At 28.3% G+C, this 16581-nt stretch carries 15 protein-coding genes and 1 other annotated feature; of the genes, 14 read left to right on the plus strand and 1 reads right to left on the minus strand.

Annotated elements, in window-relative coordinates; all coding sequences use genetic code 11:
- From SPJ33_RS09120 to SPJ33_RS09160, 9 genes are all read left to right on the plus strand, one after another.
- The coding region (locus tag SPJ33_RS09120) for a DEAD/DEAH box helicase (protein WP_321117651.1) at positions 1–854 on the plus strand (854 nt) is incomplete at its 5' end.
- Positions 855–974: 120 nt separating this feature from the next.
- Positions 975–1985 (plus strand): lysozyme inhibitor LprI family protein, encoded by a 1011-nt coding sequence (locus tag SPJ33_RS09125; protein ID WP_321117652.1) that lies wholly within the window; start codon positions 975–977, stop codon positions 1983–1985.
- Positions 1986–2339: 354 nt separating this feature from the next.
- Positions 2340–2726, plus strand: a complete 387-nt coding sequence (crcB, locus tag SPJ33_RS09130; RefSeq protein ID WP_321117744.1) for a fluoride efflux transporter CrcB — start codon at positions 2340–2342, stop codon at positions 2724–2726.
- Positions 2727–2823: 97 nt separating this feature from the next.
- Positions 2824–3106 (plus strand) — a binding site (T-box leader).
- Between the two features lie 119 nt (positions 3107–3225).
- Complete coding sequence (gene brnQ / locus SPJ33_RS09135; RefSeq protein WP_321117653.1) at positions 3226–4575, plus strand: branched-chain amino acid transport system II carrier protein; 1350 nt, start codon at positions 3226–3228, stop codon at positions 4573–4575.
- A 255-nt stretch (positions 4576–4830) separates the two neighbouring features.
- Positions 4831–5058, plus strand: a complete 228-nt coding sequence (locus tag SPJ33_RS09140) for a hypothetical protein (protein WP_321117654.1) — start codon at positions 4831–4833, stop codon at positions 5056–5058.
- Between the two features lie 235 nt (positions 5059–5293).
- Positions 5294–6262 (plus strand): alpha/beta hydrolase, encoded by a 969-nt coding sequence (locus tag SPJ33_RS09145; protein WP_321117655.1) that lies wholly within the window; start codon positions 5294–5296, stop codon positions 6260–6262.
- 188 nt (positions 6263–6450) lie between these two features.
- Positions 6451–7887, plus strand: coding sequence for an MFS transporter (locus SPJ33_RS09150; protein WP_321117656.1), 1437 nt, complete (start codon positions 6451–6453; stop codon positions 7885–7887).
- A gap of 78 nt (positions 7888–7965) precedes the next feature.
- On the plus strand, positions 7966–9126 hold the full coding sequence (locus SPJ33_RS09155; protein ID WP_321117657.1) for an iron-containing alcohol dehydrogenase: 1161 nt from the start codon (positions 7966–7968) through the stop codon (positions 9124–9126).
- A gap of 350 nt (positions 9127–9476) precedes the next feature.
- On the plus strand, positions 9477–9851 hold the full coding sequence (locus tag SPJ33_RS09160; RefSeq protein WP_321117658.1) for a helix-turn-helix transcriptional regulator: 375 nt from the start codon (positions 9477–9479) through the stop codon (positions 9849–9851).
- A 162-nt stretch (positions 9852–10013) separates the two neighbouring features.
- Here the strand turns inward: SPJ33_RS09160 and SPJ33_RS09165 are convergent, their stop codons facing one another.
- Complete coding sequence (locus SPJ33_RS09165; RefSeq protein WP_321117659.1) at positions 10014–10247, minus strand: hypothetical protein; 234 nt, start codon at positions 10245–10247, stop codon at positions 10014–10016.
- 319 nt (positions 10248–10566) lie between these two features.
- Here SPJ33_RS09165 and SPJ33_RS09170 point away from each other — a divergent pair, with 319 nt between their 5' ends.
- From SPJ33_RS09170 to cls, 5 genes are all read left to right on the plus strand, one after another.
- Positions 10567–11112: an NADH peroxidase gene (locus SPJ33_RS09170; RefSeq protein ID WP_321117660.1), complete on the plus strand. Its 546-nt coding sequence runs from the start codon at positions 10567–10569 to the stop codon at positions 11110–11112.
- 144 nt (positions 11113–11256) lie between these two features.
- On the plus strand, positions 11257–11508 hold the full coding sequence (locus tag SPJ33_RS09175; RefSeq protein ID WP_321117661.1) for a kinase to dihydroxyacetone kinase: 252 nt from the start codon (positions 11257–11259) through the stop codon (positions 11506–11508).
- A 117-nt stretch (positions 11509–11625) separates the two neighbouring features.
- On the plus strand, positions 11626–12750 hold the full coding sequence (locus SPJ33_RS09180) for a glycosyltransferase family 2 protein (protein WP_321117662.1): 1125 nt from the start codon (positions 11626–11628) through the stop codon (positions 12748–12750).
- An 82-nt stretch (positions 12751–12832) separates the two neighbouring features.
- On the plus strand, positions 12833–14902 hold the full coding sequence (locus SPJ33_RS09185; protein ID WP_321117663.1) for a DNRLRE domain-containing protein: 2070 nt from the start codon (positions 12833–12835) through the stop codon (positions 14900–14902).
- A 194-nt stretch (positions 14903–15096) separates the two neighbouring features.
- Positions 15097–16527, plus strand: a complete 1431-nt coding sequence (cls, locus tag SPJ33_RS09190; protein WP_321117664.1) for a cardiolipin synthase — start codon at positions 15097–15099, stop codon at positions 16525–16527.
- Positions 16528–16581 lie beyond the last annotated feature (54 nt).

Raw genomic sequence — 16581 nt, forward strand, 5'->3', positions numbered from 1 at the left:
AGTTTGTTATGCCAGGTTATTTATTTACGAAGGAAAGATTTAGAGAAAGATTTGTTGGAAATAATGATTTAGATGAACTTAAAACATTAATAACTCCATTTATATTAAGAAGAGTTAAAAAAGATGTTTTAGATGAGTTGCCAAGTAAAGTGGAAAAGAAGTATTTAGTAGAACTTAACTCAAAACAAAAACAAATTTATAAATCATATCTAAAAGAGATAAAGATGAATATAGAAAACTCAAAAGATAAAGTTAATTTATTTGCTTATCTTACAAAACTTAGAGAATTATGCTTAGATCCATCTCTTGTTGTACCAGATTATGTTGGGAAAAGTTCTAAACTTAATGTAGTTAAAGAATTAGTTGAAGAGGAAAGTAATTCTAGAAAGAAAATATTGTTATTCTCTCAATTTACATCAGTACTAAAGAAGATAGAGGAAGACTTTAAAAAGAGTGGAGTAAGTTATTTATATTTAGATGGAGCAACATCTGCAAAGGATAGAGTAGAAAGAGTAAAAGAGTTTAATGAAAATGAAGATATAAAGGTATTTTTAATTTCTTTAAAAGCTGGTGGCGTAGGGCTTAATTTAACATCAGCAAGTTTAGTAATACATTTTGATCCTTGGTGGAATCCATCAATAGAAGACCAAGCAACTGATAGAGCACATAGATTTGGACAAAAAAATACTGTTGAAGTAATTAAGCTTGTAGCTAAAGATACAATTGAGGAAAAGATTATACTTATGCAAGAAGATAAAAAAGAGCTTATTCAAAGCTTGATGGATGGAAAGTCTATGGATGGCAAAGTACTTAAGAGATTGAGTGAAGAAGAGATAATTAAGTTATTTGATTAATAATCAATTTTTAAAATACTTTTAATAATATCCTAATTAAAGAAAATAATAAAAAAATTGTTATATAATTTATGTTAGGTTAACATATAATTTAAACTTTAGTTAGGAGGAATAATATATATGAAAAAGAAGTACATAAGTATAATTATTGCGGTTATAGTAATTATAGCTATAGGTGTAGGGTTCTTTGTTTACAAAAATAATACTCAAAACAAAGGTATACAAAAAGCAAATGAGCTAATAAAAGAAAGAGAATATGATAAGGCATTGGCTTCATTTGAACTAGTATTAGATGATCATTCAAATAATCAAGATGCAATAAAAGGAAAAGAAATGTTAGAAGATTATATAAATGCAAATAAAAAATTTAATGATGGTGATTTAGAAGAATCTAAAAAATTACTTTCAAATATGCCTAGTGAATATTCTAACTATAAAGAATTAAAAGAAGATGTTGATTCATTAAAAGATAAGATAAATAAAGCAATAGATGATAATAAAGAGATAGATAAGAGTATTGATAATATAAGAGATTTAATAAATAAAGATGAATATACTAAAGCTAAAAAAGCTATAGAGTCATTACAGAATAAGAATTTAGATGAAAATCAAAAGAAAACTTTAGAGGATTTAAAAGGAAGAGTAGATTCTGAATTAGAAAAATCAGATGAAAACTCTAGTTCAAGTAATAAAGAAAATAGTAATAATTTAAATTCTAATAATTCAAATACTAATAATTCAAATACTAATAATTCAAGCACTAGTAAAAGTGATATGGCATTAGCAAGAATAAAATATTTAAATAGACTTAACGATATTCAAAATCAAATTGATAGTATGGAGCCTGGAGATACAACAGCAGAAATGAATGAAAATGCTGATGCAGCTTACAAAGCATGGGATGGTGCATTAAATGATATATACCAATATTTAAAGGCCAATTTACCTAGTGATGAGTTTAAACCTTTAGAAAAAGAAGAAATACAATGGATAAAACAAAAAGAAGAAAATGCAAAGCAAGCAGCAGATAAATATAGAGGAGGAACAGCTGCAACATCTGTATATTTAGGAAGTTTAGGAGATGATACTAAAAATAGATGTTATGAATTAGTTAATGAGTACATGAATTAATAAAAATTATTAAACCCTGTTAGGTAGATTATATAAAATCTATTTAGCAGGGTATTTTTATAATATGAAATTTAATATATGAATAAAAAAATAATTTTATTTATAATTTTTAAAAAATATGTAAAACAAAAGTGCTAAGAGATAAATATCATTGAATGGAATTTTTAAATTTGTTAAATTATACTAGGGTGAAAGCAATAAAAAATGCTATTTAGATTAAGATAAATACTTTATATAATAAATAATTTATGATAAATTATTTACTAGCCTGTATCTTAAAATAAAATCTTATCAATTATGTAATTAAGTATATAAAAAGTAATAGTAAAGAAAAACAATTAAATAGGAGATGTTATTATGAAAGGAATGTTAACATTAATAGTAGGATGCGGAGGATTTATTGGAGCAGCGGTAAGATATTTAGTTTCAGATTTTTGTGCAAGGACATTTAAAAATTCTATACCTCATGGCACTTGGATTGTAAATATTGCAGGAGCTATAATTATAGGGTTTGTTATTCAACTTAGTTTATCTGATATAGTATCTCCAAAATTAAAATTATTTGTGACAACAGGAATCTGTGGAGGACTTACAACTTTTTCAACTTTTTCATTAGAATCAATAACTCTTTTTGCAAATGGAAAAATAGAATTGGGAATATTAAATGTAATTTTAAATTTATTTTTAAGCCTTATAGGAGTTTTAATAGGACAATCATTAGCAAAATTAGTAATCGGTTAATGATTTAAAACTAAATAAAAAATAGTTGACAACTTGAATTTTACGATATAAAATTAGAATAAATTTAAATAAGATTAAATTAAAGCAAATATTAAATAAAAATTCTATGATGAGAAAAAGTAGGTATATTATTGTTCTACAGAGAGTTGGCATTTTGCTGCAAGCCGATGTTCAATGTATTTCTGAAAATCATCTCTGAGAAGTAAAGCTGAAAAATTTACAGTAAGCTTTACCGGATTTTCACCGTTACAGGAAAAGCGTATTAAGATGTACGTATTTAAGGTGCTATAAACATACTTAATTTATATATTAAATTAAGTCTTACTATATAATTTGTTTATAGAATTAGGGTGGTAACGCGATTAAACCTCGTCCCTTTTGTAGGGATGGGGATTTTTTATTTTTAATATTAATATAAAAAGGGGGCATTTACATGGACATAGAAGGAGATATAAAACTAGAGTGATTTTATAAAATAATTAATTGGGGGCGTTTTAAAATGAATAATTTATCAAGAAAAGATTTAGCACTTGTAAGCTTAATGCTTTTTTCATTATTTTTTGGAGCTGGAAATTTAATTTTTCCACCGTTTTTAGGGCAATCAGCTGGAACTTCAACATGGGTTACTATGATAGGGTTTCTTATTACATCAGTTGGATTCCCGATTTTAGGAGTTGTTGCAGTAGCTAAATCTTCAGGGCTACATAATCTAGCGAGTAGAGTACATCCTTTATTTGCGACAGTATTTACAATCCTTATTTATCTTTCAATTGGACCAGGACTTGGAATTCCAAGAGCAGGAAGTTTACCTTTTGAGATGGCAGTAAGACCATTTATGCCAGAAGGATTAGTATCACACGGCTTAGCTTTATTTATTTATACATTTATATTTTTCTCAGTGGCTTATTGGCTTTGCTTAAGTCCATCTAAGCTAGTTGATCGTATGGGTAAAATCTTAACACCAACTTTATTGATTTTAATTTCAGCAATTTTTATAGCAAGTATTTTTAAACCATTAGGTTCTTATGGAGAAGTAACAGGAAACTATATACATTCACCTTTTGTAAGTGGATTTTTAGATGGATATATGACTATGGATACAATTGCAGCTTTAAATTTTGGTATTGTTATATCACTTGTAATAAAATCTAAAGGAATTGAAGGAGAAAAAGCAATCGTTAAAAATTCAGTAAAAGCTGGTATCTTTGCAGGTGGATTATTAATTATAATTTATTCAATGTTAGCTCACTTAGGTGCAACAAGTGGGGGAAGATTTGGGGCAACTGAAAATGGAGCACAAACTCTTGCAAATGTAATGCTATATATCTTTGGGGACGGAGGAGCAGTTCTTCTTGCAGTAATTTTCACATTAGCTTGCCTTACAACTTGTGTAGGACTTATAACTTCATGTAGTCAGTATTTTGTAACTTTAAGCTCAAAAGTAAGTTATAAAGCTTGGGTTAGAATTCTTGCCTTATCAAGTATGATACTAGCTAACATGGGACTTACAAAGATTCTTGAAGTATCAGTTCCAGTTCTTAATGCAATTTATCCTATAGCTATAGTTTTGATTGTTTTAGCAATGTTTGATAAATTTTTTAAAGAAAGTAAAGTGGTATATGGAGTAACTATAGGAATTACTACTTTTGTAAGTATTATTTATGCATTAAGTAATGCTTCTGTTAATATTTCATTCATTGAAGGCATAGTTAAATGGTTACCATTTTATGACAAAGGTTTAGGATGGGTGCTTCCAGCTTTATTTGGATTAGTTTTAGGAATGTGCTTAAAATTAGTTATAAATAAAATAAGTAATAAAGATTTATTGGCTGAGGAAGAGGTTTCTTAATAATATAATGTAAATAAAATTATAGAAATATATTATATATATTTAAGTAAAGAAGGCTAAAATTTTTAGCTTTCTTTATTTTTATTATCTTATTTTTGGAATAACAATGAATAAAAAAATTACTTTGTAAAGATTTATTATAGTTTCAATTAATCTTAATTCAAAGATATTTTTTTCTGAAAAAATCTTGCTATAATGGGAGTGTAGAAAATATTAGAAATCTATTTGAATTTCTATTTAGGAGGGTTTTAAACTATGAGTAAAAATGTTGAAGAATTAAAGAGAGAAATAAAGAACAAGGCAGAAGAAGATCTTAAAGTTGTAGACGAAAACAGCAAAGCTTACAAAAAAGATGAAAAAGATGCTGAAGTACTTGGAAAGAAGATAAACCAAGAATTAGATAGAGAAATAAAAGAAGAAGCAGCTTTAGAAAAAGAATTCGCAAAAGAATTAGAAGCTGATATGAAATCAAGAATGAGATAATATACTTTAAATAATGTTTTTAGAAGTTTTGAAAATATTACATAAAGTATAAAAACTGCTAGTTAATGCTAGCAGTTTTTTTGTTGATTAGAATAAAGTATATTATTTTTAATTTTATGATTATATAAACATAATATTTAAGAGTAATATTGAAAAAGTAATTATAAAAAAATATAATGTTTATAAGTTAAATTTTACATACTATTGAGATTAATATTAAATGGGGTGAAATTTTGTGAGAAATAATACAAAATATTTTAATAATTATGGTAGCATTAAAAAAGATGTAGAAGAAGTTAATAACTTTTTAAATCCTTTGAGAGAAACAGGATATTTTATTGGTAAACAGGATATAAAGTTATATTATGAAAAATATGTTTTGAAAGATGAGAAAGGAAAAATAGTAATAAGTCATGGTTTTACTGAATTTATAGAAAAATATGAAGAATTAATTTATTATTTTCTTAAGAGTGGATATTCTGTCTTTATAATGGAACATAGAGGATATGGAAGGTCAGGAAATCTTGGACAAGTAGATAAAACTCAAGTTTCAGTAGAAAAATTTGATTATTATATTGAAGATTTAAAAAAATTCCTTGATGAAATAGTTAAGGATACTACAGGCAATATGTACTTATATGCGCACTCAATGGGAGGAGCTATAGCTTGTATTTTCTTAGAAAGGTATAAAGGATATTTTAAAAAAGCAATACTAAGTGCACCTATGTTTAAAATAAATACTGGAAAAGTGCCATATAAGTTGGCAGAAATATTATCTAAAATACAAATTAAATTAGGAAAAGGCGAGAATTATATATTTGGACAAACATCTTTTAATGATAAATTTGATTTAGAATCAGCTGCAACATCAAATGAGTATAGATATAGAAATTATCATGACAAATTAATTGCTAATAGAAAACTTGGAAGAGGCGGAGCTTCATTTGTATGGTTAAATGAAGCGATTAAAGCAACTAAATATCTGATAGATGAAAAAAATGTATCTAATATAGATATACCAATATTACTTTTTCAAGCTGGAAGAGATACTTTTGTAGATACAAGTGCGCACAATAGATTTAATAAGATATATAAAGACTGCAATTTAGTTAGATTTGAAAATGGAAAGCATGAATTATATTTAGAAAATGATGAGATATTACACAATTATTTAGATAAGGTATTTTATTTTTTAGAAAAATAAGAGTTTATAGATAATCAGTAGATCTAATAGGATTTACTGATTATTTTTTTATAATATTTAATTTTGTTAAATATTGTACAGAAATTAAGTTGACTCAAAAAATTATTTTTACTAAAATATATTTGCTAAAATATATTAATTATAAATATTTAAAATCTGAGAAAAAATATAATAAAGGAGAGATAGAGATGATGAAGGATAATGTTAAATCTAAAAAAGGTAATAATATTTGGCTTATACTTATTGCTACTTGTTTATTTACATTTATGGCTACATTAGATGGAAGCATTGTAAATATAGCAATGCCAACAATGTCGCAAGATTTAGCTATTAATATGAATAAAGCAGAATGGATAGTATCTTTATATATAGTAGTAATTTGTATGTTTTTAATATTCTTTGGAAAGATTAGTGATATAGAAGGAAAAATTAAGGTTTTTAGAATAGGCACAGTAATATTTGTAATAGGCTCAGCTTTATGCGGTATAAGCAATAGCTTAGGCTTTCTTTTATTATCAAGAGCTATTCAAGCTGTTGGAGCTAGTATGACTATGGCTACAAACTTTGGAATTATAACTCAATATTTTCCTAAGGAAATGAGGGGGAGAGGTCTTGGAATACTTGTAAGCTTTGTATCTTTAGGTAGTATTGCAGGTCCTGGAATAGGTGGATTTATAATTGAAAATTATTCATGGCATTACATATTTTTAATAAATATTCCCGTAGGAATTATAGCTATACTTTTAGGATATTATGCATTTCCTAAAGAAGATAAAAATAGTGTTAAAGTTAAGTTAGACTATAAAGGATTTATTTTATTTGATATAAGTATACTTTCATTATTTTTAGCTATATTTATGGGGCAAGAAACAGGGTTTATGAATATTTCAGTAATAATGTTATTTATAGTATTTGTAGTTGCATTATTCTTATTTATAAGAGTTGAAAGTAGAATAGATGAGCCATTAATAGATATGAAAATGTTTAATAATTTTGAATTTTCACTTGGGTTATTTTGTGCATTATTAGTATTTTCATCAAATTTCTTTGTTAATATCTTAATGCCTTTTTATTTACAAAAGACTTTAGCATTTTCATCACTTAGAGCAGGATTTATATTGATGTCTGTCCCAATTGCAATGATGATAGTTGCACCTATAAGTGGAGCTTTATCTGATAAAATGAGCTCAGAGATTTTAACATTTATAGGATTAATAGTATTTACAATAGCACAACTTTTATTTATATTCCTAGATCAAAATACTAAAATTTCCTATTTAATTATGACAACAGTTATGACAGGAATTGGGATTGCACTTTTCCAATCTCCAAATAATTCAATAATAATGTCTTCTGTAAAGCAAAATAAATTAGGTGTAGCTGGGAGCTTAAATTCTCTTGCAAGAAATTTAGGGATGATTATTGGTATTGCATTATCAACAACAATTCTTTATTCTGCAATGAGTCACAAGATTGGATATAAGGTTGTTACTTATATAGATAATAAACCAATGGTATTTGTTTATGGAATGCATGTAGCTTTTATGGTGTCATTTGTAGTATGTCTTATTGCTTGTATAATTTCAGCATATAGACTATTTAAAAAAGATAAAAAAGTTATCTAGAATTAATTTAAAAGATATGTATTAATTCATTAAGATCTAATAAATATAAATTAAAAATTATTAAGAGGAGGAATTAAAATGCTTAATTTTGATTTTTACAATCCAACAAGAATAGTGTTTGGAAAAGACCGTTTAGGAGAATTAGATAATTTAGTACCAAAAGATGCTAAGGTTCTTGTACTTTATGGTGGAGGAAGTGTTAAAAAGTTTGGTACTTTAGAAAAAGTATTAAATGGACTTAAATATAGAGAAGTAGTTGAATTTGGTGGAATAGAAGCAAATCCAAGATTTGAAACATTAATGAAAGCTGTTGATGTTGTAAAAAAAGAAAATATAGACTTCTTATTAGCAGTCGGTGGTGGATCTGTAATGGATGGAACAAAATTCGTTTCATTAGCATCACAATATGACGGAGAAAATGCATTAGACCTTTTAAGTGATAGAATGGCAGCTTCAACTTTAACTAAAGCATTACCACTTGGAACAGTAGTAACTCTTCCAGCTACAGGATCAGAAATGAACTGCGGTGGAGTTGTTACATCAAGTATAGGTAAAAGAGGTTTTAGAAATAATTTAGTATTCCCAAAATTCTCATTCTTAGATCCAACTTTAACATTCTCACTTCCAAAGACACAAGTTGCAAATGGTGTTGTTGATACATTTATTCATGTATTAGAACAATATGCTACATATCCAGTAGATGCAATGTTCCAAGATAGAACTGCTGAAGGTATACTTCAAACATTAATAGAAATAGGAAAGAAAACTATAGATAATCCAACTGATTATGACTTAAGAGCTAACCTTGTATGGTGTGCAACTATGGGCTTAAACGGATTAATAGGTGCAGGAGTACCACAAGACTGGGCAACTCATATGATAGGTCATGAACTTACTGCTATGTTTGGAATAGATCATGGTAAAACTTTAGCTATAATATTACCATCACTTTGGAATGTTATGAGAGATAAAAAGAAAGATAAATTAGTTCAATATGCAGAAAGAGTTTGGAATATAACTTCAGGAACTGAAGATGAAAAAGTAGACCTTGCAATAGAAAAGACTAGAGAATTCTTTGAAAGCTTAGGAATACAAACAAGATTATCAGATTATGGTGTTGATGCAAGTAAAATTGATGATTTAGTTAAGGCATTAGAAGATCACAAGATGGCAGCTATAGGAGAAAATGGACAAATAACTTTAGATATCAGCCGTAAAATTCTAGAAGGTGCATTATAAATTTATATATAATTTAAAAAGATATATCTATAAAGATATATCTTTTTTATTTAATTTAGCTTATATTTATTAAATAAATATATTATAATATATTTGTAGATAGACGTATGGGAAATATAAGAAAATCTATTGTTACATTTATATGTCAACATTATAGCGTATTATTTAAGTATATAAATAATTCCAACTTTTCATGATGTACATAAAAGTTTTCTTAAAAGATGGTGTGATTTATAATCTTTAACTACTTATATCATGATATAAGTTAGCAATTATTTTGATGAGGTTTTACTAGGGGGTAAAATCTCATTTTTTTATAACTTGTATAATTATAAAAAAGGAGAGTGATTATGGGTAAAGTAAATAATGCTTTAAATATGTTAATGCTTTTAAAAAGTAGGCATAAAATGACTAGGCGTGAAATAGCAGAAGAATTAGAAGTTGATGTTAGACAAATAAGCAGATATAAAGATGATTTGTGTATGGCAGGATTTTTGATAAAAGAAGAACGGGGAAGGTATGGGGGATATAGCTTAAAATACAATACTCCTTGGATTGATGCAGATTTAACTGAAAATGAAGTAAAGGCATTAGAATGTGTAATAAATTACATAAAAGATGAATTCCCTTTAAAATCTGATTTTAGTTCTGGAATAGCTAAAATTTTATCAAATTATAAATTAAGAAGTAAGGATAACATTAATGAAGTAAAATTTAAAAAATAGAAGCATTAAAAATAATAGTAAAAAAAGATTAAAAGTTAAGACTAAGTATAAGTTATAGAACTTAAAAAATTAAACAAGAAATTATTAGTGAATACAAAAAAGATAATGATATTATACAAGGAGTAATATCATTATCTTTTTATTTTAAGAGAATAATTTATATTATTTATTTGGAATTTCTTTTTTTATATTTCTAATAGTTTGTTTAACTTCTTTTTTTAATTTATCTTCATGCTCTTTAAGTTGTTGCTTTTTAGATTCTTCTTTCTTTTGAGCTACTTCTTTTTTGTATTCTTCTTTTTGTTTTTTATGTTCAAGTCTTTCTTCCTTGTGTTCTTCATGTTTTTCCTTTATCTTATGTAGTTCATTCTCAAATTCTTCTTTTAGTTTACTCATTTTATACACCTCTTTAAGTTTTAATCCTAAAAAATATAGGAATAATTTATATATTTTTATTATATCACTAATAGTATATAAATTATGGCTAATAAGTTTAATAATGTATGTATATTTGTATTAAAATAGTAAATAAATCATTACTAAATAGGAAATAAAAGTTTATAAAAAAAATTAGAGAAAACTATTTACAATGGATAATTATTATTATATAATAATACATGTAGAGAGGAAAATAAATGAAATGGAAATGAAGTTTATTAAATAGAATTAAAATTGTATAAATATTTAGGTTAAAAGGAAAAGGAGACGATTGATTATGAAGAAATTTGTTTGTACAGTATGTGGATATGTTTATGAAGGAGAAGCTGCACCAGAAAAGTGCCCAGTATGTGGAGCAGGTGCTGATAAGTTCAAGGAACAAGTTGGAGAAATGCAATGGGCATGTGAACATACTGTAGGAGTAGCACAAGGTGCACCAGAAGATATAATGGCTGATTTAAGAGCTAACTTTGAAGGAGAATGCCATGAAGTTGGTATGTACCTTGCAATGGCTAGAGTTGCATATAGAGAAGGCTTACCAGAAGTTGGACAATATTGGGAAAAAGCTGCTTTTGAAGAAGCAGAACATGCTGCAAAGTTTGCTGAATTATTAGGTGAAGTTGTAACAGATTCAACTAAGAAAAACTTAGAAATGAGAGTTGAAGCTGAAAACGGAGCTACTTCAGGAAAATTTGATTTAGCTAAGAGAGCTAAAGCATTAAACTTAGATGCTATCCATGATACAGTTCATGAAATGGCTAAAGATGAAGCTAGACATGGTAGAGCATTCAAAGGACTTTTAGATAGATATTTCGCAAAATAATGAAATAGAATAATGAAATAGTATATTTAATAAAACGGTAAAACCTAAATTGAAGGTTTTACCGTTTTTATTTTTATAAATTTGATAGGATTTAATTAAATTGTTATAATTAAATAAAAAATTAAGATAAAAAGGAAGAGATTTATGCTTGAATATAAATATGATACACAATTACTAATTGAAGGGAAAAATCTTGATGAAGATGCTATAAGTGAGTATTTTACAAACAACTTTAAAGGGGATTGCTTATTAGCAGTTGGAGATGATGAACTTATAAAGATGCATTTCCATACTAATGAACCATGGAAGGTATTAGAATACTGTGCTAGTCTTGGAGAAATATTTGATGTTGTAATTGAGGATATGGACAGACAATCAAGAGGATTAAAAGGTTAATTTGTAATAAAAAAGCAGACCAAAATATTTTGGTCTGCTTTTTTATTTATAATATCACTATTAGAAAATAGGCTTATAAAATATAGTAAACAGATTATTTATAGAGGTGTATTTCAGATGATAACTATAAGCTTATGTATGATAGTAAAGGATGAAGAAAAAACACTAGCTAGATGCTTAGAATGTGCTAGTAAATTTGCAGATGAAATTATAATTGTAGATACAGGCTCTACTGATAAAACAAAGGAAATAGCAAAATCATTTAATTGTAAATTATATGATTTTAAGTGGGAAGATAATTTTGAAAAAGCTAGGAATTATTCATTTAGTAAAGCAAGCAAAGATTATATAATGTGGCTTGATGCAGATGATTTTATTGATGAGGAAAATATAAAATTACTAAATGATTTAAAAGAAAATTTAGATACTAATGTTGATTCTGTAATGATGAATTATTCATTAGCTAGAGATGCAGAAGGAAAAACAACATATTCGTTAAAAAGAAATAGATTAGTCAAAAGAATAAAAGGATATAGATGGATTGGTAGGGTCCATGAATTTTTAGATGTATACGGAAATATAATACAATCTGATATAACAATAAACCATGATAAAAGGAAAGCTCATACAAACAGAAATCTTTTAATATTTAAGAAGATGGAAGAGAATAAAGAAGTTTTTACAACAAGAGATCTTTTTTATTACTCAAATGAACTCTATGATAATAGATTATATAAAGAAGCTATAGATAAATATAAAGAAGTTTTATCTAAAGAAGATTTATGGTCAGAGGATTTTAAAAGAGCAACTATAAACTTAGTTAAGCTTTTAGATTTGACTGGAGGAAATAATGATGAAAAGATAGAACTTATTTTTAATTGTATGAAAAAGTATTCCCCAAATGCAGAGATGTTATGTATGCTTGCTGATTGTTTCAAATTTAAAGGTATGTATGATGAAGGAATAATTTATTTAAAAGCTGCAATGAATTTAGATGAAGATAAAAATAATATTGGATTTAATAATAATATTTATTCTACTTGGTATCCTGCATTAGAACTTTGTGTATATTACTCAATTATAGGGGATTTAGAAAAATCTTATTATTATAATGAACTATCAGATTTGTATTTAGCACCAAAATATAAAGTGGAATATAATAAAAATTATTTGCTTAAAGAGATGAAAAAGAAAAACATAAAACCTAGAGAATTAAAGAAAACTTTAAACTTTAATATATAAAGATGTCATAAAAAAATCATCTGTGTTACCAAAGTAAGTTTTAAAGAATATAATGTAATGACTATTAAAAGGTGGTGATTTTTTGAGTTGTAAGTTTATTAAAATTAAAGTTAAAGATGATACTTTTATTTCTTCTAGACATCCAAAAGAGAATTTTTCAGATGAAAAATTTCTTGTAGTTTCAAGAGATGATGGAGAAAGTTGCTCATGCGATAAAACTATTTCTCTTATGAAATTTAATTTTAAAAATTGTTTATGTGATTGTGATGTTGATGAAGCTGAACTTAGGCTTTATGTAAAAAAACTAAATTCTTGTAAGGATTTATGTGTAGATATTTTATATAATCTATGTGATTATAGTGCTTGCAATGTTAATTATAAAAATGCTCCAGAAGCTAAGGTGTTTAAAAAGAATGTTTGTATTAATGATGAATGTCAATATATAAGAATTGATGTATCTGATATTGTTAAGCTATGGGCTAAAGGTGAAATTAAAAATAATGGTATTGCAATAATAGTATGTCCTAAGGATTCTGGGGAAGTTATATTTGCATCTTCAAGAAGTTTTGAAAAACCAGAATTAATTATAAAGTGTAAAAGTCAATTTAAGCCTGTTCCAGGACCAAGAGGGCCAAGAGGTCCACAAGGACCAAAAGGACCAAAAGGGGATGTAGGAGCAACAGGAGAGCAAGGTCCAAGAGGATTTGAAGGACCAGAGGGACCAGAGGGACCAAGAGGACCAATGGGACCAATAGGACCAATAGGACCAGTAGGGCCAATGGGATTAATAGGACCAATGGGACCAATGGGACCACAAGGACCACAAGGAGAGCAAGGTCCAAGAGGAGAACAAGGTGATCCTGGAGAAGATGGACCACAAGGACCAATGGGACCACAAGGACCAACAGGAGAACAAGGACCACAAGGAGAACAAGGTATTCAAGGACCAATGGGATTACAGGGAGCAGCAGGGCCACAAGGATTGGTTGGACCACAAGGTGAAAGAGGACCAAGAGGGCCAATGGGACCAACAGGTGCACCAGGAGCAAGAGGTGAACAAGGACCGGTAGGGCCAGTAGGACCAACAGGAGATCCAGGTGAAACAGGAGAAGATGGAGCAACAGGACCAACAGGAGCAACAGGGCCAACAGGAGCAACAGGGCCAACAGGAGCAACAGGACCAACAGGAGCAACAGGGCCAAGAGGAATAAGGGGACCAATAGGACCAATAGGACCAGAAGGACCAATGGGACCACAAGGACCACAAGGAGAACAAGGAGATCCTGGAGTTGAAGGACCACAAGGTATTCAAGGTATTCAAGGACCAATGGGGCCAGTAGGAGCAACAGGACCAAGGGGTATGCAAGGATTAGAAGGACCAGTAGGACCAATAGGACCAGAAGGACCAATGGGACCAGAAGGACCAATGGGACCAATGGGATTAATAGGGCCAATGGGACCAATGGGACCACAAGGAGAGCAAGGTGAAATGGGACCAGAAGGACCAGAAGGGCCAAGAGGACCAATGGGACCAATAGGATTAGAAGGACCAATGGGACCAATAGGACCAATAGGGCCAATAGGACCAGAAGGACCAGAGGGACCAGAAGGACCAGAAGGACCAATGGGACCAAGAGGACCAAAAGGACCAAAAGGAGCAACAGGAGCAGAAGGACCAATGGGACCAGTAGGACCAGAAGGACCGGTAGGGCCAGTAGGACCAAAAGGTGATTGTGGAGTTTCAATAACTGATGAAAATGCTTATATAGCAACAACTTCTTGTCAAAAGGTTGCATCAAATTGTCCAATTCCATTAGAAGATAATATAGTTATAAATGGAAAATCTATAAAGCATAAAGAATGCAGTACAGAAATAACTCTTAAGCACGGAACTTATTTGGTTAACTTTGATGCCTCTGTATCAGGAGATGCTTGTTCACTTGTAGAACTAGAATTAAGTGTAAATGAAAAAACTTGTAGCATGTCAGCTGCTGATATACTAAAAAGTGGAATGCTTGTAAATATATCAGGTACAGCAATAGTATGTGCTTCAGATTGCGAATGTGAAGATACAGTTTTAGAACTTGTAAATAGAAGCAAATCTTGTGTAAAATTCTGTTTAACTAAGATAACTATAGTAAGATTAGCATAGCAATAGAAGGATAAGTTATAGATTTTTTATCTATAACTTATCTTTTTTATTAATTGATAATTTATAGTTAATAATACTTTTACAAACTTAGAATTTAGTTAATTGCATGCCTATTTAAAAGATAATATAATTAAGAAATAAAATATAGAAAGATGGAAAGAATATAGAAAAATAAATGGGAAGGGGGAATTTGATTGAACGCATTTATATTTATATGGCTTATTTTCTTATTAATAAATATGGTTTTTGCTTTTTCTTTGATATTTATAGAAAGAAAAGATCCAACAACAACTTGGGCATGGCTTTTAATTTTTATATTATTACCTGGGCTTGGTTTTGTAATATACATAATGCTTGGACAAAATTTTAGTAGGCAAAAATTATTTAGAGATAAAATTATAAATGATAGATATAAGAAGAAAAAGTTAAATTATATTTTAAATGATAATAGCGGTCATGATGGAGGAGAACAGTTTTTAGATCTTAGAAAGATGAATTTTAATAATAGTGGTGCAAGATATACAATAGGAAATAAAGTTGATATTTTTGTAGATGGTAATGAAAAGTTTGAATCATTATTAAATGATATAAAAAATGCAAAAAAATTTATTCATATTGAGTACTATATATTTAGAAAAGATTTTATAGGAACTAAGATTATTGAGGCTTTAGAAGAAAGATTAATTAATGGTGTTGAGGTTAGATTATTAGTTGATAGTATGGGATCTTATACTATGACTAAGAAAAAACTTGAGATATTTTTAAAGCTAGGAGGAAAGTTTGCGATATTTTTCCCAGGGATATTACCACATGTAAACACTCGTATAAACTATAGAAATCACAGAAAAATAGTAGTTATTGATGGTAAATATGGATATGTTGGTGGATTTAATGTTGGCGATGAATACATAAATAGGGATAAGAAGATAGGTTTTTGGAGAGATACTCATATAAGGATAAGAGGAGATGCAGTTAATGATTTAAATGAAAGATTTCTTTTAGATTGGTGTTATGCATCAGAAGAAACAATAGGTGATTTACATAAATTCATGATTGAGAAAGAGTATAGAAAAGGAGATGTTGGAGTTCAAATAGTAACAAGTGGTCCTGACCATAATGAGGAATATATAAAAAATGCTTATATTAAGATGATTAACAATGCAAAGAAGAATGTGTATTTAACATCTCCATACTTTATACCAGATGAGCCAGTTTTTGAAGCTATAAGAATAGCAGCATTATCTGGAGTTGATGTTAGAATACTTGTACCTGGAAAGCCAGATCATAAATTTATGAAATGGGCAGCAGATTCATATATTGGTGGTCTTTTAAAAGCAGGTGCTAAAGTATATTATTATCAAAATGGTTTTATCCATGCTAAAACATTAGTTGTAGATAGTTCTGTTGTAAGTATTGGAACAGCAAATATGGATATGAGAAGTTTTTATCTTAATTTTGAAGTTAATGCACTTATTTTTGATGAAAATCAAGCTAAAATATGTGAAAATCAGTTTATGAAAGACCTAGAAAAGTCAACTGAAGTTAAACTTGGATACTTTATGAAGAGACCAAAAAGACAAAGAATAATGGAGTCTATAGTAAGATTACTTTCTCCAATTCTTTAATTAAAATATGTTTAGAGCCAGAATTTCAGGCTCTTTTTTTATATAACTATGATA

It is taken from the genome of Clostridium sp. (assembly GCF_034179595.1).
GTDB lineage: Bacteria > Bacillota > Clostridia > Clostridiales > Clostridiaceae > Clostridium.